20 protein-coding genes are annotated in these 24,445 nt (G+C 67.8%); 5 read left to right on the top strand and 15 right to left on the bottom strand.

Going from position 1 to position 24,445, the window contains the following annotated elements; translation table 11 throughout:
* Positions 1-152: 152 nt before the first annotated feature.
* The 8 genes from ACIBCN_RS16575 to rimP all read right to left on the bottom strand — a co-directional run bounded on the left by ACIBCN_RS16575 (position 153) and on the right by rimP (position 8,934).
* Positions 153-1,568: an MATE family efflux transporter gene (locus ACIBCN_RS16575; RefSeq protein ID WP_396992388.1), complete on the bottom strand. Its 1,416-nt coding sequence runs from the start codon at positions 1,566-1,568 to the stop codon at positions 153-155.
* Between the two features lie 229 nt (positions 1,569-1,797).
* On the bottom strand, positions 1,798-2,799 hold the full coding sequence (locus ACIBCN_RS16570) for a bifunctional oligoribonuclease/PAP phosphatase NrnA (protein ID WP_396992387.1): 1,002 nt from the start codon (positions 2,797-2,799) through the stop codon (positions 1,798-1,800).
* A gap of 13 nt (positions 2,800-2,812) precedes the next feature.
* Positions 2,813-3,256, bottom strand: coding sequence for a 30S ribosome-binding factor RbfA (gene rbfA, locus ACIBCN_RS16565; protein WP_396992386.1), 444 nt, complete (start codon positions 3,254-3,256; stop codon positions 2,813-2,815).
* Positions 3,257-3,280: 24 nt separating this feature from the next.
* Positions 3,281-3,571 carry a DUF503 domain-containing protein gene (locus tag ACIBCN_RS16560; protein ID WP_357378586.1) on the bottom strand — a complete coding sequence of 97 codons (291 nt, stop codon included), beginning with the start codon at positions 3,569-3,571 and terminating at the stop codon, positions 3,281-3,283.
* 98 nt (positions 3,572-3,669) lie between these two features.
* Entirely contained in the window at positions 3,670-6,693 is a 3,024-nt protein-coding gene (gene infB / locus ACIBCN_RS16555) for a translation initiation factor IF-2 (protein WP_396992385.1), read from the bottom strand.
* Positions 6,694-6,803: 110 nt separating this feature from the next.
* The gene (locus tag ACIBCN_RS16550) at positions 6,804-7,163 is read right to left on the bottom strand and encodes a YlxR family protein (protein ID WP_396992593.1); all 360 of its coding nucleotides are present in this window, start codon (positions 7,161-7,163) and stop codon (positions 6,804-6,806) included.
* Positions 7,164-7,231: 68 nt separating this feature from the next.
* Entirely contained in the window at positions 7,232-8,263 is a 1,032-nt protein-coding gene (nusA, locus tag ACIBCN_RS16545; RefSeq protein ID WP_107658281.1) for a transcription termination factor NusA, read from the bottom strand.
* A complete protein-coding gene (rimP, locus tag ACIBCN_RS16540) occupies positions 8,260-8,934 on the bottom strand; it encodes a ribosome maturation factor RimP (RefSeq protein WP_396992384.1) in 675 nt (224 codons plus the stop codon). The genes nusA and rimP overlap by 4 nt, the downstream gene beginning before the upstream one ends.
* Before the next feature lie 197 nt (positions 8,935-9,131).
* Here rimP and ACIBCN_RS16535 point away from each other — a divergent pair, with 197 nt between their 5' ends.
* Positions 9,132-9,734, top strand: coding sequence for a hypothetical protein (locus ACIBCN_RS16535; protein WP_396992383.1), 603 nt, complete (start codon positions 9,132-9,134; stop codon positions 9,732-9,734).
* Positions 9,731-10,165, top strand: coding sequence for a ferritin-like domain-containing protein (locus tag ACIBCN_RS16530; protein ID WP_396992382.1), 435 nt, complete (start codon positions 9,731-9,733; stop codon positions 10,163-10,165). Before ACIBCN_RS16535 ends, ACIBCN_RS16530 begins: the two co-directional genes overlap by 4 nt.
* A gap of 57 nt (positions 10,166-10,222) precedes the next feature.
* Here ACIBCN_RS16530 and ACIBCN_RS16525 read toward each other — a convergent pair whose 3' ends face one another.
* Together ACIBCN_RS16525 and ACIBCN_RS16520 are read right to left on the bottom strand one after the other, a co-directional pair.
* A complete protein-coding gene (locus ACIBCN_RS16525) occupies positions 10,223-11,974 on the bottom strand; it encodes an acyl-CoA dehydrogenase family protein (protein WP_396992381.1) in 1,752 nt (583 codons plus the stop codon).
* A gap of 161 nt (positions 11,975-12,135) precedes the next feature.
* Positions 12,136-13,893 carry a proline--tRNA ligase gene (locus tag ACIBCN_RS16520; protein ID WP_396992380.1) on the bottom strand — a complete coding sequence of 586 codons (1,758 nt, stop codon included), beginning with the start codon at positions 13,891-13,893 and terminating at the stop codon, positions 12,136-12,138.
* A gap of 58 nt (positions 13,894-13,951) precedes the next feature.
* On the opposite strand from ACIBCN_RS16520, the gene yaaA reads away from it, so the two are divergent.
* Complete coding sequence (yaaA, locus tag ACIBCN_RS16515) at positions 13,952-14,695, top strand: peroxide stress protein YaaA (RefSeq protein ID WP_396992379.1); 744 nt, start codon at positions 13,952-13,954, stop codon at positions 14,693-14,695.
* A gap of 727 nt (positions 14,696-15,422) precedes the next feature.
* Here the strand turns inward: yaaA and ACIBCN_RS16510 are convergent.
* The 5 genes from ACIBCN_RS16510 to ACIBCN_RS16490 form a co-directional block, all read right to left on the bottom strand.
* Positions 15,423-16,385 carry a DMT family transporter gene (locus ACIBCN_RS16510; RefSeq protein ID WP_396992378.1) on the bottom strand — a complete coding sequence of 321 codons (963 nt, stop codon included), beginning with the start codon at positions 16,383-16,385 and terminating at the stop codon, positions 15,423-15,425.
* Positions 16,358-17,407: an iron-containing redox enzyme family protein gene (locus ACIBCN_RS16505; RefSeq protein WP_396992377.1), complete on the bottom strand. Its 1,050-nt coding sequence runs from the start codon at positions 17,405-17,407 to the stop codon at positions 16,358-16,360. The genes ACIBCN_RS16510 and ACIBCN_RS16505 overlap by 28 nt, the downstream gene beginning before the upstream one ends.
* Positions 17,394-18,443 carry a hypothetical protein gene (locus tag ACIBCN_RS16500; RefSeq protein ID WP_396992376.1) on the bottom strand — a complete coding sequence of 350 codons (1,050 nt, stop codon included), beginning with the start codon at positions 18,441-18,443 and terminating at the stop codon, positions 17,394-17,396. Before ACIBCN_RS16500 ends, ACIBCN_RS16505 begins: the two co-directional genes overlap by 14 nt.
* Before the next feature lie 580 nt (positions 18,444-19,023).
* Positions 19,024-19,701, bottom strand: a complete 678-nt coding sequence (locus tag ACIBCN_RS16495; RefSeq protein ID WP_396992375.1) for an NADPH-dependent F420 reductase — start codon at positions 19,699-19,701, stop codon at positions 19,024-19,026.
* Between the two features lie 85 nt (positions 19,702-19,786).
* The gene (locus tag ACIBCN_RS16490; RefSeq protein ID WP_396992592.1) at positions 19,787-21,355 is read right to left on the bottom strand and encodes a PucR family transcriptional regulator ligand-binding domain-containing protein; all 1,569 of its coding nucleotides are present in this window, start codon (positions 21,353-21,355) and stop codon (positions 19,787-19,789) included.
* Between the two features lie 172 nt (positions 21,356-21,527).
* Between ACIBCN_RS16490 and ACIBCN_RS16485 the strand changes: the two genes are divergently transcribed.
* Both ACIBCN_RS16485 and ACIBCN_RS16480 read left to right on the top strand, forming a co-directional pair.
* Positions 21,528-23,018, top strand: coding sequence for a CoA-acylating methylmalonate-semialdehyde dehydrogenase (locus ACIBCN_RS16485; protein WP_396992374.1), 1,491 nt, complete (start codon positions 21,528-21,530; stop codon positions 23,016-23,018).
* Between the two features lie 53 nt (positions 23,019-23,071).
* Positions 23,072-24,439, top strand: a complete 1,368-nt coding sequence (locus ACIBCN_RS16480) for an aspartate aminotransferase family protein (RefSeq protein ID WP_396992373.1) — start codon at positions 23,072-23,074, stop codon at positions 24,437-24,439.
* Positions 24,440-24,445 lie beyond the last annotated feature (6 nt).

Here is a 24,445-nt window from a genome sequence, read left to right as displayed (position 1 = left end):
ACCCCAACGGCGAAATCTGCACCCCGCACTCGGAATACAGCCCTATTCCGAGTGTGGATCCCTAGTCCAGGTGCGGATCTTCAGCACCTTTACGCGGGTCTAAGCGGGTCGCTCCGCACGCGAGACCTCGGGCGCTGTCGGGGTTTCGTTAGTTATCCGGCGTTGCGGACGGGACTTGGGACTTCGGATCCGACGCGAGCCCACCGGCCGGACCAGGCACGCCAGGAGACAGCTATCAGGCGCAGCAGCATGAAAGCGACCAGGCCGGACCAGATTCCGGCGATGCCCCAGTCGAAGACCAGGGACAGCCAGATCGCGGGCAGGAAGCCGAGCAAGGCCGAGCCGAGGGTGGTGGTGCGCAGGTAGGCGGCGTCGCCCGCGCCGAGCAGGACGCCGTCGAGGGCGAACACGATGCCTGCCACCGGAATGATGCATACGAAGAACCACCACGTGACGTGGGTGCGGTCCAGCACCGCGGGATCGTCGGTGAACAGTTTCGGGATCAGCCCGGCACCCGCGGCGAAGCACGCGGCGAGACCGAGCGCGAAGATTTCCGACCAGCCGGTGACGCGCCGGGCCAGCGCGCGGGCACCGGGTGCGTCGCCCGCGCCGAGCGCCGCGCCGACCAGCGTCTGGGCGGCGATGGCGAGCGCATCCAGGGTGAGCGCAAGGAAATTCCAGAGTTGCAGCACCAGCTGATGCGCGGCGACCGAGGCGGCACCGAAGCGGGCGGCAACGGCGGCGGCGGAGACAAAGCAGGCCTGGAAGGCGAGGCTGCGGACGATCAGGTCCCGGCCGAGGACCAGCTGCGCACGCATCACCGACCAGTGCGGCGCGAGCGAAACCCGTTCCCGAACAAGGGCATTCAGAAACAGCCCGGCCATCACCAGCTGACCGGCCACATTCGCGACCGCGGAGCCGGGTAACTCCAGCCGCGGCGCGCCGAGCAGCCCGTGCACGAGCACCGGACACAGCACACCCGAAACACCAAGCCCGGCAACAACATAGATGAGCGGCCGCCGGGTCTCCTGCACCCCGCGCAACCATCCGTTGCCCGCCATGGAGATCAGGATCAGCGGCACCCCGAACAACGCGATTCGTACCCAGTCGAGCGCCTCGTCGGCGATATCCCCACCACCGGCGATCGCACTGGTCAGCGGCACCGCGAAGAGCTGAACCAGCAGCAGGATCAGCAGGCCGACCGCGATCGCCAGCCAGGTCGCCTGTACGCCCTCGGCCACCGCACCGCGTTCGTCACCCGCGCCGTGCTTGCGCGCCGCCCGCGCGGTCGTGCCGTAGGACAGGAACGTCAACTGCGAACTCGTCTGCGCCAGAATCAATCCGCCCACCGCGAGCCCGGCCAGCGCGAGCGCGCCGAGCCGCCCGACCACGGCGAGATCGAACAGCAGATAGATCGGCTCGGCGACGAGCACGCCGAGGGTCGGCACCGCGATCCGGAGTATCCGCCCCGGCCCGGCCTCGGCCGCCGGGTCGAGCACGCCCGCACCGGTGGCCGACGGCACCGCATCCGCCGCCGGATCGCCCTCGGCCGACAACTTGCCGTTCATCAAACCTCCCTCACCACAACGCATCCAGCGCGCCGGACAGTCCGGGCCCACGAACGGATCGCGATCATCCGCGCACCCGGCAAACGCGGGCCGGGGTAGCGCCTACACCCGTTACCCTGCCATGAGCCACCGACAGATCAGCGACTTCGCACCCCTCATCGCCACGCGTATATAGATGTCCGGACGCGAGGCCTCAGCAGTGGAGGGCAAGAGCGCGAGCAACCCACGCTCAACCCAGCGCGGCAAGCAGCCCGGCCACCAGGTCATCGGGACTGCCATAGGCCGTATACCCGGCGGCGAACCGATGACCACCACCCCCGAGCGCGGACGCTACCTCCGCAACGTCCACCCCATCGTCGGCTCCCGGCTGACTGTCGCGAGCACGCAACGACACCGTCCACCGGTCCCCACCGGTACTGGATTCCTTGAACACCGCCGCGATCCCCGCCTCCGAGGTCGTGCGAACGATGTCGATAACGCTCTCTGCCTCTTCCGAACTCACCTCGGCGATATCGGCGAGCCGCACGAACGCGTACACCAGCCCGATGCCACCGTGCACGCCCGGCACCAGCTGCGCGGTGCCGAGCACCCGGGACAGCATGGTCAACCACCCGAACGGATGGGTGTCCAGCAGCGCCCTGGCGATCTCGGCCCCGTCGATGCCGGTGGCCAACAGCCGCTGGGCCAGCTCGTGCGTCCCGGGACGAACCCACCGGAACGAGCCGGTATCGGTCACCAGGCCCGCGTAAAGGCAATGCGCCACTTCGGCATCGATCGCCACGCCCCACACATCGAGCAACCGCACGATCAGGCTCGTCGTCGACTCCGCACCCGCGTCGACCACATTGATCGTCCCGAACCGGGCATTGGAGCGATGATGGTCGATCACCAAAGTTTGTGCCGCACCGGGCATTCGATCGGCCAGCGCACCGAGCCGACCGGCACTACCGCAATCGACCGCGATCAGCAGATCGACCTCGGCGGGCACGTCGGCAGGCGCCACCAGGTGCCGCACACCGGGCAGCGACCGCATGGACTCGGGCAGCTCGGCCGGTTCGGCGAACGACACCCATACCGGCACCCCGCGCCGGTGCAGGATCAGCGCCAGCGCGAGGCCGCTGCCGATGGTGTCGGCGTCCGGTTGTACGTGGCAGACGATGGTGACCGAACGGGCGGCGTTCAACGCCTCGACGGCAGATTCGAGGTCGACCGCGTCCCGCATTATCGTCATCGTCTACCGCAGGTCACTCTGCGTCGTCGCGTTCGACCTTGTATGGGTCGGCGTCGCCCGCGTGCCTGGCGTTGGCGGCCACCTTCGCCACCTCTTCGTCCGCTGCCTTGGCCCTGGCCAGCAGCTCTTCCATGTCCTTGGCGACCTCGGGCACCTTGTCGAGCACGAACGTCAGGGTCGGCGTGAACTTCACGCCGGTGCCCGCGCCCACCTTCGAGCGCAGCACCCCCTTGGCCTTCTCCAGGCCCGCTGCCGCGCCCAGATAGTCCGGTTCGGCATCCAAGGTTTCGCCGAGCACCGTGTAGTACACCGTCGCGTCGCGCAGATCGCCGGTGACCTTGGCGTCGGTGACGGTCACGAAACCCAGCCGCGGATCCTTGATCTCGTACTCGATCGCGGTGGCCACGATCGAGGAGATCCGCTTGGCGAGTCGGCGTGCCCTGGCTTGATCCACCATGGCTGAACCTTCCTCACTAGATAGTTAGTCTTCGGGTCCGAAGATCCTGCGGCGCACTGCCAGCAACTGTAACTCCGGACGTGCCGCGACGTGCCGCTCACAGCGGTCGAGTACCTCGGTCAGGTGATCCATACCGGAACTGACCAGGGCAACCCCCAGCAATGAGCGACGATGGCGGTCTTGCTCGCCGCCCTCGGCGGCACTCACCCCGAAGCGCTGCAATTCGGCCAGGATCGGCCGGATCACGGAACGCTTCTCTTTCAGCGAGTGCACGTCTCCGAGGAGAAGGTCGAACTCGAGTGCCCCCAGAAACAACTACGCACCTCTTTGTGTCGAAAAAGGCCCGAGCTTCGCAGAGCTCATCCCGCACGTCACGCCGAGCGGGTGCCCGGCGTGACGTGCGGTGTGTGAACTCAGTCGCGCGGCTTCTCGCGCAGCTCGTAGGCCTCGATGATGTCGCCTTCCTTGATGTCGTTGTAGGTCAACGTCAAACCGCATTCGAAGCCCTCGCGGACCTCGGTGACGTCGTCCTTTTCCCGCTTCAAGGAAGAGATCGTGACCGTTTCGGCGACCACCACGTTGTCGCGGAGCAGGCGCGCCTTGGCGTTGCGCTTGACCGAACCCGAGGTGACCATGCAGCCGGCGATGTTGCCGATCTTCGACGAACGGAAGATCGCGCGGATCTCCGCCCGGCCCAGCTCGACCTCTTCGTAGATCGGCTTGAGCATGCCCTTGAGGGCCTTCTCGATCTCGTCGATGGCCTGGTAGATCACCGAGTAGTACCGGATGTCCACGCCTTCGCGGTTGGCCAGCTCGGTGGCCTTGCCCTCGGCCCGGACGTTGAACCCGATGATGATCGCGTTCGACGCCGATGCCAGGTTGACGTTGGTCTCGGTGACACCACCGACACCGCGGTCGATGACCCGCAGGCGAACCTCGTCGTCGATCTGGATACCGAGCAGCGCCTCTTCGAGGGCCTCGACGGTACCGGAGTTGTCGCCCTTGAGGATCAGGTTGAGCTCCGAAGTCTCCTTCAGTGCGGCATCGAGATCTTCCAGGCTGATCCGCTTGCGGCTGCGTGCGGCCAGCGCGTTGCGCTTGCGCGCATTGCGGCGGTCGGCGATCTGGCGAGCGATCCGGTCCTCGTCGACAACCAGCAGGTTGTCACCGGCACCCGGCACCGACGTGAAGCCGATGACCTGGACCGGCCGCGACGGCAACGCCGCGATGACATCCTCGCCGTGCTCGTCGACCATGCGCCGGACGCGACCATAGGCGTCGCCCGCCACGATCGAGTCGCCGACGCGCAGCGTGCCGCGCTGGATGAGCACGGTCGCCACCGGGCCACGGCCGCGGTCGAGGTGCGCCTCGATGGCAACACCCTGCGCGTCCATGTCCGGGTTCGCCCGCAGGTCCAGTGCCGCGTCCGCGGTGAGCAGCACAGCCTCGAGGAGGGCCTCGATGTTGATGTTCTCTCGCGCGGAGATGTCGACGAACATGGTGTCGCCACCGTATTCCTCGGCAACCAGGTTGTATTCGGTCAGCTGCTGCCGGATCTTGTCCGGGTTCGCGCCTTCCTTGTCGATCTTGTTGACCGCCACCACGATCGGCACGTCGGCCGCTTGCGCGTGGTTGATCGCCTCCACCGTCTGCGGCATGACGCCGTCGTCGGCGGCGACCACCAGGATCGCGATATCGGTGGCCTTCGCACCACGGGCACGCATGGCGGTGAACGCCTCGTGACCCGGGGTGTCGATGAAGGTGATCAGGCGATCGTTCTCGCCGAGGTGCGTCATCACCTGGTAGGCGCCGATGTGCTGGGTGATGCCACCGGCCTCGCCCTCACGGACGTTGGCCTTACGGATCGTGTCCAGCAGTCGGGTCTTACCGTGGTCGACGTGACCCATCACGGTCACCACCGGCGGACGCTGCTCGAGGTCGTCTTCGCCGCCCTCGTCCTCGCCGTAGGTCAGGTCGAACGATTCCAGCAGCTCGCGGTCCTCGTCTTCCGGGCTGACCACGTGCACGACGTAGTTCATCTCGCTGCCGAGCAGCTCGAGGGTCTCGTCGTTCACCGACTGGGTCGCGGTGACCATTTCGCCGAGGTTGAACAAGGCTTGGACCAGTGAGGCCGGGTTGGCGTCGATCTTGTCCGCGAAGTCCGACAGCGACGCGCCGCGGGCGAGACGGATGATCTCGCCGTTACCGCGCGGCAGCCGCACGCCACCAACGGCGGGCGCCTGCATGCTCTCGTACTCGGCGCGCTTCGCCCGCTTCGACTTACGGCCACGGCGAACAGCGCCACCGGGACGACCGAACGCGCCGGCCGCGCCGCCACGTCCACCCGGACCACCGGGACGACCGCCACCGCCACCGGGACGACCACGGAAACCACCGGCCGCGGGAGCACCGGCACCCGCACCGGGCGCACCCGTGCCGCCACCGCCACCACCGGGACCGCCGCGGTAGCCACCGCCACCGCCGCCGCCACCGGGACGACCGCCCGGTCCACCGGGACGACCACCCGGACCACCGGGACGACCGCCACCCGCGCCGCCGCCCGGAGCCGGACGAGCCGAACGAGCGGGCATGGCACCGGGATTAGGCCGCGGCGGCATCGAGCCGGGGCTCGGCCGCGGACCGCCGGGACGGGGACCGCCCTGACCGGGCGCTGGGCGCGAACCCTGCGCCGGAGTACCCGGACGCGACGAACCCTGCGCCGGGCCGGGACGCGGGCCACCCTGAGCCGGGCCGGGACGCGGGCCACCCTGACCGGGGGCCGGACGCGGCGCGGGACGCTCGGGAGCCGACGAATAAGGATTGTTGCCGACCCGGGGGGTCTTCGGACCCGGACGCGGGCCCGAACCACCGGGACGCGGCGAACCCTGTGCCGGGGCACCGGGACGCTGCTGCTGACCCGGACGCGCGGCGTTCGGCGTCGGGCGCGGCCCGGCCGGTGCCGCGGGTGCGGAGCTCGCGGCCGCCTCGGTGGACGCCGACGCGGCGGCTGCCGGTGCGACTTCCTGGGCGGGCGCGGGCTTGGCCGCGGGAGCCGGGGTGGGACGTGCCGCGGGTCCCGGCTTCACGGCCGGTCCCTCGCTGGTACGCGGGGTCTCGCGGACGGTTTCCTGCTGAGCCGCCGCGGCCGGTGCGGGCGCGGGAGCCGACGGACGCGGGCCCGGACGGGGACCGTTTCCTGCGGGCTTCGCGGCCGGACGGGCCGACGAGGACGGGCCGGGGCGTGATCCCGACTTGGTGCCGTTCGCGGGGGCTGATTTGGATGCGAACGACTCACGCAGCCGACGCGCGACGGGAGCTTCCACCGTCGAGGACGCCGACTTCACGAACTCGCCCTGCTCTTTGAGCTGTGCGAGTAGTTCCTTGCTGGTGACACCGAGTTCTTTGGCCAACTCGTGCACGCGGGCCTTGCCTGCCACTGCTCTCCTCACTGAGAGGTCGAGCAGGTGCACCCGTTGTTCAGGGACGGGGCCCGCACGACCTCGGGTTATCTCCGATGGACGTTCATCGTTGGTGCTTCACGGTGTGCTCATGAGTGCTCGTGCCTGTTCTCGAGGTACTTCTCCAGGGCTGAGATATCCAGATTTCCGGACACTCTTAGTGCTCTGCCGAATGCTCGGCGCCGCTCTGCCGCGGTCAGACAAGCCGAGACGGGGTGCAACCAGGCACCCCGTCCGGGAAGTCTGCGCCGCGGATCGGGAAGGATCGTGACGGAATTCGGGCCGTTTCCGGTATCCGTTTCCCGTGCCACGATCCGCAACAGATCGGCGGCCAACTCGCGCTTCCGGCATCCGATACAGGTCCGAATCGGTTGCGCGTGCTGAACCTGTGTCCACTCTACCGCCGACCCGGTCGGATCAACGAACCGCTCCCCCGCGGAAGTTACCAACATGTCATCCCGACGGTCCGATTCGCGACCCGAGATGTCCAACGGACGGTGCGCCGCGTCGGTTCCGGTCAACTCCGGTGCGCCTCCGTCCGCACCGAGCCGCCGCCCATGTCCGGGGCGGCGTCGCTGCGGATATCGATTCGCCAGCCGGTCAGCCTGGCGGCCAGGCGGGCGTTCTGCCCCTCCTTGCCGATGGCGAGCGAGAGCTGGAAGTCCGGCACCACCACCCGCGCGGCACGCGCCTCGGGATCGACGATGGTGACCGACACCACTTTCGACGGCGACAGCGCATTGCCGACGAACGTCGCCGGATCCTCCGCGTAATCGATGATGTCGATCTTCTCGCCGGCCAGCTCGCTCATCACGTTGCGCACCCGCTGCCCCATCGGGCCGATGCAGGCGCCCTTGGCGTTGACCCCGGACACGGTGCTGCGCACCGCGATCTTGGAGCGGTGCCCGGCCTCGCGCGCCACCGCGACGATTTCCACCGAGCCGTCGGCGATTTCGGGCACCTCGAGCGCGAACAGCCGCCGCACCAGATTGGGGTGCGTGCGGGAGAGGGTGATCTGCGGGCCGCGCGGACCGCGCGAGACACCGACGACGTAGCACTTGATCCGGTCGCCGTGCTCGTAGGTCTCACCCGGCACCTGCTCGGCGGGCGGGATCAAACCCTCCGCGCCGTGCAGCTCGCTGCCGATGCGCACCACGATGGTGCCTCTGGCGTTGGCTCTGGCGTCGCGCTGCACCACACCGCCGACGATGTCGCCCTCGTGCGTGGAGAACTCGCCGAAGGACTTCTCGTTCTCGGCGTCACGCAGCCGCTGCAGCACCACCTGACGGGCGGTGGTCGCCGCGATGCGGCCGAAACCCTCTGGGGTGTCGTCCCATTCGGAGACCATGTTGCCGTCGGCGTCCAGCTCGCGCGCCATCACCCGGACCGTTCCGGTCTTCTGGTTGATGTCGATGCGCGCGTTGGGCTGGTGGCCCTCGGTGTGCCGGTACGCGGTGAGCAGCGCCGACTCGATCGCGGAGATCACGGTCTCGATCGAGATCCCCTTGTCGGCGACGATCGCGCGCAGGGCTTCGATTTCGATGTTCATTCCACGATCCCTTCGGTCGGCGAATCGGACGCTGTTACTGATTCGGGTAGTAATGGTGTTGATCCTCGAACATCCGCGGCGTCGACCGCCGGCTCATCGTCTTCCTGGCCAGGTACCGGGCGACCGGGGATGATGCCCCCGGCGAGTGCCAATTCCTTGGCGCCCGGCTTAGAGAATTCCACTTGCACGACCGCCTCGGCGATATCGGCGAGCGGGACGTGCACCACATGTGGTTTGTGCTTACCGCCGAGCACCAGCGCCACCGTATCGCCGCTGAGCTCACCCACCCTGGCCTCGAACTTCGCCGATCCGCCCGGCTCGGGGGCCTGCGCACCCTCGCGTAGGTGGACGCGCGCCTTGCGTCCGCGCGCGCGACGCCAGTGCCGGTCCGCGGTGAGCGGACGGTCGACGCCCGGGGTGGTGACTTCCAATAAATACGGCGTCTCGCCGAAATCGCCTGCCTCGTCGAACAACTCCGAGAGCTCGGTGCTGAGGGTGGCGATGGTGTCCAAATCGGAAGGGCCGTCACTGTCGACGGTCACCTTCAGTCGAGCCTGCGCGTCCGCATGCTTACCGGTCATCGAAATCTCGACGCCCTCGAGGTCGAATCCTCGGCGTTCGACGAGTCCAGCTACCAGCTGGCTCAGCCTTTCCTCGGTCGGCATCGGCATATGGGGCGGCTCCTGGTTCAGTTGTCACGGCGGTGTCGTTTCTTGCGCGCTGCGAGCAGTCGCAAGCGGTGGGAATTTTCTACCGAGGGGTCTAGCGTAACGCGCCCAGAGAGTGTAAAGGACCAATGGGCAGGCACTACGCGCGCCACGTCTATGCCTGGCCCGGTGCGGTCTCGCGAATCTGGCACGATGGTGCCGTGCCTATCCGCCTTCCCGCGCAGCCGATCGTCCTGTGCACCTCCGGCATCCCCTCCGACCGGCACGATTCCCGGCTCGCCATGGACCGCCGCGGCATGTTACGGCTCGCCGGTGGCGGTGCGGTCGGTGTGCTCGCGCTCGGCGCGGCGACCGGCTGTGGCGATGACAAAGTGTACGAACCGGATCCGCTTGCCACCCAAGAGATTCAGGCCCGCACCGATGCCGCCGCGGCGACCGCGGCCATCGCGTTGGCGCCGCAGCGGCACAGCGCGCTGACCGCGATCGCGACCGAAAGGACCGCGCACGCAGACGCTTTGAAGGCTGAGATCGATCGACTGATCGGCGTTTACGGTGACGGCACCAAGCCGGTCCACCGGACCCGCGCGAACGGCCCTGCGCAGTCCTCCGGCCCGTCCACGGTGTCGTCCGGGACGGCGATACCGCCGAGCCCGCCGCCGACGGTCGAGGCGCTACGGGTTCAGCTCACCAAGTCGCAGCAGGCGGCCGCCGAGCTGGCTCGCGGCCAGTCCGGGTATCGGGCGGGGCTGCTCGCCTCGATCAGCGCGGCTTGCGCCGTTCACGCAGGAGTGTTGCTCGCATGACAGATGCCGAACGCCAAGCACTGCTCGATGCGCTGCGTGCCGAATACGGGGCGGTCTACGCCTACGGTGTGATCGCCGCGTATGCCTCCGCCGAACGCGGCCGCCTCGTCGCCGCGAACACCGCCGCGCACCGTGCCCGCCGGGACGCCACCATCGACGCGCTCACCGCGGGCGGCGTCACCGCGCCACCGCCGGACGCCGCCTACACCGTCCCGTTTCCGGTCAACGATCCCATTCCGGCCGCCCATCTGGCCGCGACGGTCGAAGCCGACACCGCCGTCGCGTGGCGCTCGGTGGTCGAACGTGGCGACTCCGAACCCATCCGCCGGTTGGGCGTCGACGCGTTGACGGAAAGCGCTGTGCGGCTTGCCACTTGGCAGTCGATCCTGGGCACGAACCCGCCGACGATCGCCTTTCCAGGCAAAGCCTGACCCCTAACTCACCGAAAAGGCCGGTCCCGCTGTGGACCGGCCTTTTCGCGGCAGCGACTACGGGCGCATCGCGTACGCACCGTCATAGGACGCGACCTCGGCCCAGACGCGGTCGAAGCGCGGGCGGTCGGCGACCGGCGGACGCAACGCCGAAGCGGCCCAACCCTGTTGGTCGGGAGTGGCGGACGGCTTGCCGTACAGCGTGGTGGCGTAGGTGTTGAAGTCGCGGATCTGGAAGTCGAAGATCTGGTCGAGCAGATCGCGGTCCAGGCCGGTGATCGCCGCCTGCTCCAGGATCAGCTGGCCGTAGACCACCAGGGAGAACAGGTGGCCGATGGTCAACATGAAGTCCAGGTCCTGCTGCTGGTCGGCGCTGGGGGCGGCGGTGGACAGCAGCGTGCGCAGCGCCTGGGCCTGCTCGAAGAAGCGGCCGACGTTCGGGATGTCGGCGTGCTTCTCGTAGGCGGGGGTCCAGTCGGCGAACTGCACCTTGCCCGCGCCGCGCGCCGGGCCCTGCTGCCAGAAGAACCCGTCGTCGGCGGCGTCGCGCCGGGTGCCGATCTCCGGGTAGTCCTTCGGGTTGAACAGGTAGTTCGGCATGAACTTCAGGATCTGCCCGACGTTCACGTGCACGGTGCCCTCGAGCCGGGGCAGCGTGTTGATCAGTCGCGCCACCTCGGCGAAGTAGGTGTTCTTCTCGAATCCCTTGGCCGCGAGCACATCCAGCAGCAGCGTCATCACGGTCTCGCCCTCGGAGGTCACCTTCGACTTCGTCATCGGGTTGAACAGCAGGTAGCGCCGGTCCTCCAGGCTCGCGCTGCGGAAGTAGTCGACGGCGCGATCGCTGAACAGCTTCATCGCCACGATGCGGGCGTAGGCATCGACGAAATTCGTTCGCACATGCGGGAACTCGGTGACCGGGTTGCCGTAGAGGATGCGGTTGTTCGCGTGCGTGATCGCCTCGTAGAAGGAGTGCTCGACCATGCCGATGCCGCCGTGGCAGAGGTTGAACTTGCCGACGTTGACGGTGTTCAGCGCCGCGGAGAACGCCTCGGGTCCGGTATGCAGGATGTCCTGCGCGCGCACCGGGTAGTTGTCCAAACGGAAAGTGCTGACGTACATCTGCTGGTGCACCACGTTGCCGAGCAGCTGATAGTTCTCGTGCCTGCTGTCCGCGGCGAACCACACGTAGCCGTCCGCGCCCTCGATGTCGTCGCGCCGCGAGAACACCGAAACCATGCTCGCCACATTGCCGTTGCCGATGTAGTACTTTTCACCGTTGGCGCGGAACAGGATTCCGGCCTCGGCGTCGGCGCTGCCCGGCTCGCTCGGGGTCAGCACGAGGTCGGTGTTGTAGATGTCGGCGCCGTGCTCACGCTCGGACAGCCCGAACGCCATCACCTGTCCCTCGGCCAGGTCGGCGGCCGCCCGTCGCTTGGCCTCCTCGTTGTCGCTCTGCCAGATCGGGCCGAGGCCGAGGATGGTCACCTGCTCGGCGTACCAGTACGCCAGGCCGTAGAAACCGAAGATCTCCGACAGTGCCGCGTTGCGGGCCGCGTCCCAGCGCCGGTTCTCGTCGCCGTCGGCGTACGCGGCGGGGGTCAGGAAGGTCGCGAACAGCTTTTCCTTCGCGACGAAGTCCAGGAAGTCCGCCGTCCACACCGCGTCCGCGTCGTCGGCCAGCAACTGCTGCTTACCCCGCGACTCGAACCACTCGATGGTCGCGCGCAGCAGCCGCCGAGTCTCGGCGTCGAACTGCTGCGGGTCGTAGGTGGCCGGGTTGAACAACAACGCGTCGGTGCTCGTCATGCCGTTAACTTACCAGCGGGTAATCGCACTCCGGAGCAGGTCTGTCCTACCTCACACAGCAAATCCCGCCTACGCCACCGTAGGTCCGCCGGTCTGTTCCCCGGCAAAAACAGCGCGGCCCCGATGGCGTATCCATCGGGGCCGTGCCGCAGCGTTGGTGGCTAGCCGCGGACCTTCGCGACGACGGCGGCGACGGCCGAGTCGGCGGGCAGGTCTTCGGCTTCGCCGGTGAACCGGTCGCGGAGTTCGACCTTGCCCTCGGCCCAGCCGCGGCCGACCACGAGAACCAGCGGCATGCCGAGCAATTCGGCGTCCTTGAACTTCACGCCGGGGGACGCGGTGCGGTCGTCGAAGAGCACGTCGAGGCCTTGGGCGTTGAGGCCGGCCACGACTTCTTCGGCACCAGCGCGGGCGGCCTCGTCCTTGTTCGCGATGACGACGTGCACGTCGTAGGGCGCGACCTCGGCGGGCCAGCGCAGGCCCTTGTCGTCGTGCTGCTGCTCGGCGATCACCGCGACCATGCGGGAGACACCGACGCCGTAGGAGCCCATGGTCAGGCGCACCGGCTTGCCGTTCTCGCCGAGCACGTCGACGTCGAAGGCGTTGGTGTACTTCTGGCCGAGCTGGAAGATGTGGCCGATCTCGATGCCGCGGGAGGCGACCAGGGGGCCGCGGCCGTCGGGCGAGGGATCGCCGTCACGGACCTCGGCGGCCTCGATGGTGCCGTCGGGGGTGAAGTCACGCCCGGCGACCAGGCCGACGACGTGCTTGCCCTTCGCGTCCGCGCCGGTGATCCAGGCGGTGCCGGTGACAACACGAGGATCGACCAGGAAGCGAACACCGTTGGCCTGCAATGCCTTCGGCCCGATGTAACCCTTCACCAGGAACGGGTTGGCGGCGAAGTCGGCCTCGGTGAGCAACTCGACCTCGGCGGGTTCGACGGAGGCGCCGAGGCGCTTGTCATCGACCTCGCGATCGCCGGGGACGCCGATGCCGACGATCTCGGACTTGCCGTCCGGGTGGCGCAGCTTCACCATCACGTTCTTCAGGGTGTCGGCCGCGGTGACGGGACGGCCGAACTGCTCCGCGATCCCGGCGCTGTTGGCCCAGTCGACGAGGGTCGCGATGGTGGGCGCGTCCGGGGTGTCGTGCACCACGGCCTCGGCCAAACCCTCGAGGGGCAGCGGCGCGGGCGCGGGCGTGATCACGGCCTCTACGTTGGCCGCGTAACCGGACTCGACACAGCGCACATAGGTGTCCTCACCGACCGGGCTGTCGGCCAGGAACTCCTCGGACGCACTGCCGCCCATCGCACCGGACGTGGCCGCCACGATGACGTACTTGACGTGCAGCCGGTCGAAGATCCGCTGGTAGGCCTCGCGATGCGCGGCGTAGCTCGCCTTCAGGCCGTCCTCGTCCAGGTCGAACGAGTACGAGTCCTTCATGATGAATTCGCGCCCACGCAGGATGCCCGCGCGGGGCCGTTCCTCGTCGCGGTACTTGTTCTGGATCTGGTACAGCATGACCGGCAGGTCCTTGTACGAGTTGTATTCGCCCTTCACGGTGAGCGCGAACAGTTCCTCGTGGGTCGGGCCGAGCAGGTAGTCCGCGCCCTTGCGGTCCTGCAGGCGGAACAGGCTGTCGCCGTACTCGGTCCAGCGGTTGGTGGTCTCGTACGGGTCGCGCGGCAGCAGCGCGGGCAGCGAGATCTCCTGGGCGCCGATCGCGTCCATCTCCTCGCGCACCACGTTTTCCACCCGGCGCAGCACGCGCAGTCCCAGCGGCAGCCAGGAGTACACGCCCGGCGCGACGCGCCGCACGTATCCGGCGCGGACGAGCAGTTTGTGGCTGGGCACCTCGGCGTCGGCGGGATCGTCGCGCAGGGTACGCAGGAAAAGGCGAGAGAGGCGGGTGATCACGGATGCACAGGGTAGTCGCTGGCTGAGCAATGTTCACAGCGCATTACCGTTATCGCTCGTGCTGGTGCTGCTGCCTCCCTCCGAAACCAAGTCCGACGGTGGTACGGACGTTCCGCTCGACCTCGGCGAGCTGTCGATGCCGCAGCTCACGGCGGTGCGTGACCGGCTCGTCGATGAGCTGACCAAGCTAGCCACCGACCCGGACGCCAGCCGCGCGGTGCTCGGCCTCGGCAAGGGGGCTGACAGCGAGATCGCCCGCAACGCCGCCCTGCGCACCTCCCCCACCCGGCCCGCGCTCGAGCGCTATACCGGCGTGCTCTACGACGCGCTGGACGCGAACTCGTTCAGCAAGCCGCAGCGCGCCAAGGCGTACGCGCGACTCGGCATCGGCTCCGCCCTGTTCGGCGCGGTGCGCGCGAGCGACCCGATCCCGGCCTATCGGCTCTCCGGCGGCTCGAAACTGCCCGGCCTGCCCACCCTTTCGGCCGTGTGGCGCGACTCGCTCGCGGAGGCCCTGCTCGCCGAGGCCGCCGGCGACCTCGTTGTCGACCTGCGCTCGGGCACCTATCAGCAGCTCGGCCGGGTTCCCGGGGCCGTCACCGCCAATGTGCTCACCGAGCATGCCGACGGCAGTCGCACCGTGGTGAGCCATTTCAACAAGCATCACAAGGGTCTGCTCGCCCGTGCCCTGGTCCTCACCCGCGCCGAGCCCACCGACGTCCGCGGCCTGGCGAAGGTCGCGGACAAGGCGGGCTTGCGTGCCGAAATCGCCTCGCACACCGAGTTGTTGATCATCACCTGAGCGGCTCGTCCTACCGCGTCAGGCCGCCGGTCCGGTGAGTTCGGTCAGCTCGCGCAGGTTCGTCTCCGTCGATGTCCCCATCCGCACAGTCTGACGAGCCACGCGGCCGCCGACAATGCGCGGGCGCTGTGGCCTACAGCACGTGCGTGGAAAAAATGAGATGCGCCGACCCGCGGCGGTTCCGTACCGTGGCATGGGAGCTCGGGGGTTGCCGGAACGGGAGGATTCGGCGGCCCCGAGCTGAATGTAGGTGCACCGCGCGGTAATGCGCGGCGGGGACGCCACTTTCGTAGAAATACCGCTCGGGGCCGACCGCCATCGGCCCCGAGCCCCACAGACTCCCTCGCCGCGCGCGGGGGGAAGCGCAGCAGCGCACAACTCGATCTGAAGCCAAAGCTGAATCACGCGGCGTCAGTGGGGGTTCGAGTCCCCCTCCGGGCATCCAGGTCCGGGTAGCCCAACTGGTAGAGGCAACCGTGGCCAACCTCAGACTCTCGCTCCAGCACGAGTATTCGCCGCCGAACACCGCAGGACGAGGAAAGGACATCCCGCGACGAGATGCCGGTTCAACTCCGGCCTTCCGCGCCCATGCGGAGGTGGTCTAACCGAATGACACGTCGCTGACCTCGGGCTCATCCGATCCCGACGCCGGGGTGTGCGATCGGGCGGCATTCTCGAGCCCGGGAGCAGGCTGCGCTCCCGGGTTCTGCATATCCGGCGCCCTCGATCAGCCCGAGCCACTGCGCGCCTCGCCCTGCTCGACCACGATGTCCTGCGACACCTCGTCGTCTTGTCCCTCCGTGTTCGCACCCGCGAGCGACTCTCGTCGATCGATGGCGTATTGCAAGGCCAGCGCGCCGAAGACGATTGCGGCACCGGCAATCTGATGTGCGTAGAGCACATCGCCGCGCAGTCCTACCCCGAGTGCCACCGCGACCAGCGGCATCAGATAGAAGGCGAGCCCGGCCTGCAACGGCCCGACCGCACCGATCAGCCAGTAGTTGAGCAGGAACGCCACCGCCGTGCCGATGCCCATCGCGATCAGCGAACCGGTCACCGCGGGAGTCGGATTCATGGTTTTCAGCAATTGCGGCGCGGTGACCACGAGCATCAGCAGACCGGCGACGATCGCCTGACTCGCCGCCAGCGCCACCTTGGAGTAGCCGAGCGTGCTGATCAAATGCTTCGCGTACGCATAGGCCACGGCGTAACAGACAGCGCCGCCCAGGCACGCGAGCTGCCCGGTCAACGTCGAGCGTGACTGTTCGCCCCACGGCGCCATCAGCACGATGATCCCACCGAACCCCAGCACCGAGGCGACCACCTCGCCACGACTCCCCTTGTGCCGCAACAGCAGCCAGACAACAGGCAGCGACGCCAACGGCGTCACGCTGTTGTAGATGCCGGCCATGCTGACCGACACGTTCTGCTGCCCCCAGGCGAACAGCATCCACGGCAGCGCCTGCCCGAGCACCCCCATCAGCAACAGCCGCGCCCAAATGCCCCAGCCGCGCGGCAACTGCCGCCGCATCGCCACGCAGATGGCCAGCAGGATGGCGCCACCCAGCCACAGCCGTGCCGCCACGATCTGCGCCGGATCGGCGCCATCCAGGGCCACATCGACCAGTAGGAAGTTGGAGCCCCAGATGGCCGCGAGTGCGATCAGAGCAAGGCGGCTAGCGGCGAGCACGTGAGCGCCCTTCCCGTCTCCACTGGATAGTTGTCGGTGAATATGCGCAGCCCGCCGTCGGCGTACCAGGACATGATCTGGCTATCCAGTCGAGCGCGCAGCTCGATGATATCGACGACCGCCTTGGCGCATTCGTTGAGTTCCTCGTGGCCGACGAAGGAGAATTCGGCGAGCAGATCGAGGGTGACGGCCTCGTGCTCCTCGTCCTCGTTGACACCGGAATGCGCGGCGATCGGCTTGGCGAATTCCTCGGACAGCTCGTGCTCCCGGCAGCGGGTGAGGAACAGTTCGAGGAAATCGGGTTCCGGTTCCTCCATCGGGAACAGCGTGCTGATGATGCCGAGCGGGAACTGGTAGGCATGCACCCCCATCGTCGCCATGATCGACATGGTCGCGGGCAACGGCTGCATCCGCAGCAGCTGATCCCGGGTGATGCCCACGGCTTTCAGCGACTTTTCCAGCATGCGGTCGTGGTTGCGTTCGGCTTGATAGAACGCCATGAACTGCTGCCAGACCTCGATACCGATATCGTCGCGCGCCAACAGCGGGGCCAACGCGCGCGGGCACAAATGCGTGACGTGCCAGTATTCGATGGCATAACCGATGATCTGGTCCCTGCTCAGCTCGCCGGAGACGAGCGCATCGCTGAACGGGCTGTTGATGGTCGCCCGCGCCGCGTCGGCCGCGCGCTTGAGGTGGGCGTAGGCGCCGACACCGGTGGTTCCGCTCGACGGATCGACCGCATCCGAGTCGGCCAGCATGCCCTGCTCGTCGAGGGCTTCCAGGACCGCGTCGAACTCCTCCCGGCTCCCGGGGAACTCGGCGGCGAGATCGTCGGCCGACCGGGCACCGGATGCCAACGACAGAAAGAACTTTCGTGATTCGTCCGCGCGACCCTCGAGGTATTCGAGCTCGATCCAATGCTTGTCCGCCAGGTAGGACAGCCGGATGCCGTCGGCCGTCTCGGTCCGCTCGACCTCGCGGCGCAATGTCGGACGCCGCAGCATCTCATGACCGGCCATCTTCAACTCCTGCGGTGGTAGTGACGGGTGACGAGCCGATCGTGCGCACCAGCGGCCGACCGGGATCGCCGTAATATTCGAGAATTCCGTTGAAGAACTCGGCATAGGCCTCGACGAACAGATGCGCCTTACCGACCAGGCGCGCTTCGGTGCCGACGGGAAGCGGCGGCAGCGCCGCGAAGAACTCCCGGCTCACGCTGCCGTGATCATGGCCGGCATTGACCTTCGCGTGCTGCCGCAGCGGCTCGACGAAATGCGGCGCGATTCCCGCGGTAGCACAGGCGCGCAGGAACGAATCGTAGTAGGCGCCTTCGCCTTCGGCCTTTTCCAGACGTCCTTCGAGAATGCCGATGGTGGCGATGAAGAACAGCGGATCGGTCCGCGCCCACCAGGACAGCAATTTGATCAAGCCCGAGGTGGTGGACAGCGGCCGGGCGGCCACCAGGTCCTGGCGACTGATGCCCAAGCCTTCGAAGGCCCGGACCACGATGTCGTCGTGGCGGTGCTCCTCGTGATAGAAGTCGTTCGCCATGACGCGGATCGCGTCGCTGCTCGGATAGGACAGGATCGCGGAGTCGAATTCGCTTTCGCGGGACAGGAAGAACCAGTTCTCCAGTCCGAACCCGTAATACACGTTCGGCTCGACCTGTTCCGGGTGGTCGAGGATGGCGCGCCAGAACGGGCCGTCGTAGATCAGTTCCTCGAGCAGTCGATTCACCACGTGTTCGACGCCGCTGAGCACCGCCATCGGCGATTCGGCCTCGGGCACCGAGCGGTCGGCGAGCAGGCCGGCGATCTGCGCGGGTAGCAGGATCGTCGTGAGCTGGTCCGGCGCGACGCCGGTCTTCGCCGAGATCTCCGCGAGGGATGCGGAACCATCGGTCGAGCGCAGTACCGCGCCGAGCTGCTCGGCGGTGATGTCACCTTCCGGCTCGACCTCGAATGTCACCTCCCCACTGCGCAATTCGAGAGTGTTGGCGGAGGTGTCCGATACCTCCGCCAAGAGCTGGGGCTTGCCCGGGATTGTTCGAGTCACCGCGCCGTCGACCTTTCGTACCAAGGAATTCAAGGGGCGGGTGGGGCGCCCCGATGCAGGGCCGCCCCATCCTTACTCTGCTGCGAACTCAGAGATGAACTGCGGTCAGAGCGACAACCTTCGAAGTACGACGAATTTTCATGACAAACCTCCCCTCGGAGACCATGCGCTGGTGCGCCAACCGCTGCGTGGGCTGACGCCGAGCGGCTAACGAAATGTCCGATATCGGACGCCCCAAGAATAACAGCGGCCACACAGAAGTGAGGCGAAATCTATTGCCCCCCTTAACATTTAGATAGTCCACCCCTATTATTCGGGGCATGACACCACACATTCTGTCAGCGGTGAAAGCTCAACGCCCCTGCGCCCGGCGCGGACTAGACAATCGGCACAGCAAAGGAGGCGGAGGTAATTGAGTGGTCACTTACTCGTATCGAACCGAGTTCACCTGCACGGCAATGGATCAGGCGCACGGACGACACGTCGTCGAAAGCTGACACGACATCGAAAGGGTAGGCCACCCTCGGACGGCACTGAACCCGGGAGCGCCGCAACGCTCCCGGGTTCATGGTGGCCGGCGTTACCGCTGGGCCGCGTCCACCAATGCGCGAATCGTCTCGGCGCCGGCCGGCGCGCCCGCGTTCTCCCAGAACGGAAGTGCCGACGAGTACACATCCCCGTACACCGGCGTGTTCACCTGGAAGCGCCAGCTCTCGCGCAACGGGCCGACGTCGACGATGTCGTACCCGAGTACGTCGAGCAGATGTGCCGCAGCGGCTTTCGCCGCCGGGTCATCGCCGGCGATCGGCAGCGCCGTGCGGTCCGGCGCGCCGGCCGGGCGGGCCAGCTGGCCGAGGTGCGCGAAATAGATGTTGTTGAACGCCTTCACCACCTTCGAGGTCGGCAAATGCCGCTGCAGCAGTTCGCTGCTCGTGGTCGACCCGTCCTCGATCTCGGCGAACGTGCCGTCCCGATCCGGATAGTAATTGTTGGTGTCGATCACGACCTTGCCCGCCAGCGGCGCCACCGGCACCTGCCGGTAGTTGCGCAGGGGCACGGTCACCACCACGATGTCGCCCGCCGCGGCCGCCTCCTCGGCGGTGGCCGCCCGAGCCCGTGGACCGAGCTCCGCGACCAGATCGGCCAGCGTCTCCGGACCACGCGAATTGCTGAGCACCACATCCAGCCCCGCGACGATGGCGAGCCGCGCCACGGTACTGCCGATATTTCCACTACCGATCAATCCAATGGTGGTCATACAGCGTCAAACGACGCCGCGACCTGCGATGTTCCCGCGCGCGACGCGGGCCGCTCAGCGGCGTGAGCGGCGTCACGCGGGGCCGCTACGGTGCGTCGGCGGTGGCGGTGAGGTCACGGATGAGCAGCGCGGCATGCAGCGACGTGCGAGACTCGCCGTCCTCGAGATCGACGGCGAGGATGCGCTCGATGCGGGCCAGCCGGTCATAGAGGGTGGGTCTGCTGATATTCAGCCTGCGCGCGAGTTCGGTCTTGTTGCCCGCCAGGTCGAGGAACTGGCGCAGGGTGCGGGTCAGGTCGGCGGTGTGCCGAATGTCGTAGCGCAGCAACGCACTCAGCTCGGTCTCGGCGAAGCGTTGCACGCCCGGCTCGTTGCGGATCAGCGAGAGCAGGCCGCGCAGCCGCACGTCGCCGCTGCGGTAGAACGGCCGAGGCGCCGAAGTCTGCAGCGAGAGTGCCACTTCCGCGACGTGCGCGGCGTGCGGTAGTTCGTGCGCGGTGTCGAGCAGCGAATCCGATTCCGCGCCAACGCCGATCACCACCCGCTCGACGCCGTCGACCCGGCGCACCTCGCCGGTGATCGCGGTGCACGCGGCCGTCAGGCTGTCGTCCAGGTCGCCGCTACGCGGCAGCGCCAGCACCATGCCGACCCGGTCGCCCTGGTCGGCGGCGGCGAGCGCGGTGAGCTTCGCCAGGCCGAGGCCGTGCGTGACCGCGTCCAGGATGCCCGCGGCCCGGCGCTGCCGCGCCACCGGATCGGTCTCCGCGACCGCGGCGACATCGATGGCCAGCGGCACGTAGGCGGCGCGGCGAGCCAGGCCGAGCGCGGCGGCCCGCGCCACCGCGTCCCGCTCGTCCAGCACCCGGCCATTGACCATGTCGTCGATCAGGCCGGTCTGCGCCTGACGATGCAGGCCGAAGCGGTCCTTCTCGATCATCCGATGCAGCGTGAGCGTCTGGGCGGCCCGTTCGAGCACCATTCTGGCGCGGGCGGTCGGCGTGTCCGTGGCGGGCAGGATCAGCCGCCCCCATCGCTGGGTGTGCGGGCCGACGGCCACCGCGTCCCACCCGTCGGGCAGCAGCCGCGAGGTGGTCTCCCAGTCGTCGAGCAGCGCCGAGGTGGACGCGTGCTTGGCGGTGAGCGTGAGCACGCGATGCGACAGGTCCTCCAGCACCACCGACGAATCGAGCATGTCCGCGGCGGTTTTCACGATCTCGGCGAGGGAGGCGCGGCGCACGCTGAGGTCGGTGAAGGTCTCGTGCACGGTGCGCGCGAATTCGAGCTCGGCGTACTGCTCGGCCACGATGACCCGGTGCACCGCCTCGGTGATCTCGACGAATCGGGTGATCTTGTGCAGCACGACCAGCGGAAGACCGAGCGCGTCGGCGGTCGCGGCGACGACCGGCGGGAGCTCGGGAACGTAACCACCCAACTCGATGACCAGCCCGGCCACCCCGGCCGCCGCCAGCGCGGTCAGGTAGCCGACCGTGGCGATGTCGCCGTGACTCATGGCCTGCCCGGTGGTGAGAATCAGTTCCCCGCCGACCAGCAGCTGCGCCACATCCGCCACGTCGCTGACATGCACCCAGCGCACCGGCCGGTCCAGCGAACCGCCCGCCACCACCTCGGGCTCCCCCGCGCACACCACCGGCATCGCCAGCACATCGGCCACGGAGGGAAGCACCGACGAATCGTAATACGAAAACGGAAATCACGTACAGATCGTCGGGCCATCGAGGAAGGTTGATGCCGGAGAGTAGTACCGAGGAGGCGTCCATCCCGCCGACGCACCGCCACGCTCACGGATCGAATCGAATCGAGGAGACATGCAGACAATCGCGCACTGGCTCGACGGCAAGGCTTTCGCAGGCACCAGCGAGGCGACCGCGCCGGTGACCAATCCGGCGACCGGGGTGGTGACCGGACAGGTCGCGCTGGCGAATGTCGCGGACACCCGCGCGGCCATCGACGCCGCGGCCGATGCCTTCCCGGCCTGGCGGGACACCTCGCTGGCGCGACGCACCCAGATCCTGTTCCGGTTCCGCGAGCTGCTGAACGAGCGCAAGGAAGAGGTGGCGAAGCTGATCACCGCGGAGCACGGCAAGGTGCTCGCCGACGCCATGGGCGAGGTCAGCCGCGGTCTGGAGGTCGTCGAGTTCGCCTGCGGCGTACCGCATCTGCTGAAGGGCGGCTACACCGAGAACGCGTCGACGAAGGTGGACATCTTCTCCATTCGTCAGCCGTTGGGCCCGGTGGCGGTCATCTCGCCGTTCAATTTCCCGGCGATGGTGCCGATGTGGTTCTTCCCGCTGGCGATCGCGTCGGGTAACACCGTGGTGCTCAAGCCGAGCGAGAAGGATCCGTCGGCGTCGCTGTGGCTGGCCGAGCTGTGGGCCGAAGCGGGTTTGCCCGCAGGCGTTTTCAATGTTGTGCAGGGCGACAAGGTCGCGGTCGACGAGTTGCTGGACAACCCGGCGATCAAGGCGGTCTCGTTCGTCGGCTCCACCCCGATCGCGAAGTACGTCTATCAGCGCGGGACCACCGCGGGCAAGCGGGTGCAGGCACTGGGCGGCGCGAAGAACCACATGGTGGTGCTGCCGGACGCCGATCTGGATCTGGCCGCCGATGCCGCGGTGAACGCCGGATTCGGTTCCGCGGGTGAGCGATGCATGGCGATCAGCGTGGTGGTCGCGGTCGGCGACGCGGCCGACGAACTGGTCGGCAAGATCACCGAGCGGGCCACCACCATCAAGACCGGCGACGGCACCCGCGGCACCGACATGGGTCCGCTGGTCACCCGCGCACACCGCGACAAGGTCGCCGAGTACATCGCGGCGGGCGAATCCGCAGGTGCCAGTGTGGTACTCGATGGGCGCGGGATCGAAGCCGACGGCGCGGCGGACGGGTTCTGGCTCGGGCCAACGATTCTCGATCACGTCGGCACGCAGATGAGCGTCTACACCGACGAAATCTTCGGCCCCGTCCTCTCGGTGGTGCGGGTGGACAGCTATGACGACGCGCTCGCGCTGATCAACGCCAACCCCTACGGCAACGGCACCGCCATCTTCACCAACGACGGCGGCGCGGCCCGGCGCTTCCACAACGAGGTGGAGGTCGGCATGGTCGGCATCAACGTGCCGATCCCGGTTCCCATGTCCTACTACAGCTTCGGCGGCTGGAAGAACTCGCTGTTCGGCGATTCGCACGCGCACGGAGCCGACGGGGTGCACTTCTTCACTCGGGGCAAGGCCGTCACCACGCGCTGGCTCGACCCGAGCCATGGCGGCCTGAATCTCGGCTTCCCGGAGAACAAGTAGACCTGCCCCGCGAACAAGCAACCACAAATCCAGCGACGCAGGAGAACTCGCCGATGACCCTCCCGAACGGATTGACACCGGAGACCGCCCGCGCGGCCGCCGAACACGCGTACGAGCTCGACCGCCGCCACGTCTTCCACTCCTGGTCCGCCCAGGCGCACCTGAACCCGATGACGATCAGCGCCGCCCAGGGCTGTTACGTCTGGGACGGCGAGGGCAATCGGCTGCTCGACTTCTCCTCCCAGATGGTGAACACCAATATCGGCCACCAGCACCCGAAAGTCGTTGCGGCGATCCAGGAGCAGGCGGCCAAGCTGTGCACCGTCGCACCGCCGCACGTCAACGACGCCCGCTCGGAGGCGGCCAGGCTGATCGCCGAGCGGACACCGGGCGAGCTGAACCGGATCTTCTTCACCAACGGTGGCGCCGAGGCCGTCGAGCACGCGGTGCGGATGGCCCGGCTGCACACCGGCCGCTACAAGGTGCTGGCGCGCTACCGCTCATATCACGGTGGCACCGAGACCGCGGTCAACCTGACCGGTGATCCGCGGCGCTGGGCCAACGATCACGGCAACGCCGGCGTGGTGCACTTCTTCGGCCCGTTCCTCTACCGCACGCAATTCCATTCGACCGACGAAACCGAGGAAACCGAGCGCGCTTTGGCGCATCTCGAGCAGACCATCGCGTTCGAGGGACCGGACACCATCGCGGCCATCGTGCTCGAATCCATCCCCGGCACAGCGGGAATCATGATTCCACCGCCGGGGTACATGGCGGGTGTCCGAGCGCTGTGCGACAGGTACGGCATCATCTTCATCGCCGACGAGGTGATGTCGGGGTTCGGCCGGACCGGAAAATGGTTCGCGATAGAGCATTTCGAGGGCGTTGTGCCCGACCTGATCACCTTCGCCAAGGGCGTGAACTCCGGGTACGTGCCGCTCGGCGGGGTGGCGATCAGCCCGGCCATCGCCGCGACGTTCGACGACCGGCCCTACCCCGGCGGGCTCACCTACTCCGGTCATCCGCTGGCCACGGCCGCTGCGGTCGCGACGATCACTGCGATGGCGGACGAACACATCATCGAGAACGCCGCCGACGTCGGTGCCCGGGTCCTCGGTCCCGGCCTGCGCGAGATCGCCGAGCGCCACCCGAGCATCGGCGAGGTGCGCGGCACCGGGGTGTTCTGGGCGTTGGAATTGGTTCGCGATCGGGTGACTCGCGAACCGCTCGCGCCCTACGGCGGCACGAGTCCGGCGATGAACGAGGTCGTCGCCGCCTGCAAGGCCGCCGGGCTGCTGATGTTCGTCAACTTCAATCGGTTGCATGTGGTGCCGCCGTGCATTGTCACCGAGGCCGAGGCCAAGGAGGGTCTCGCCATTCTCGACCACACGCTGACCGTGGCCGACCGGCACGCTTCCTGACCGCAG

It is taken from the genome of Nocardia sp. NPDC051052 (assembly GCF_044456045.1).
In the GTDB taxonomy this organism is placed as follows: Bacteria; Actinomycetota; Actinomycetes; order Mycobacteriales; family Mycobacteriaceae; genus Nocardia.
Note: the sequence above shows the minus strand (reverse complement) of the source record. Positions and strands in the feature narration are given on the sequence as shown.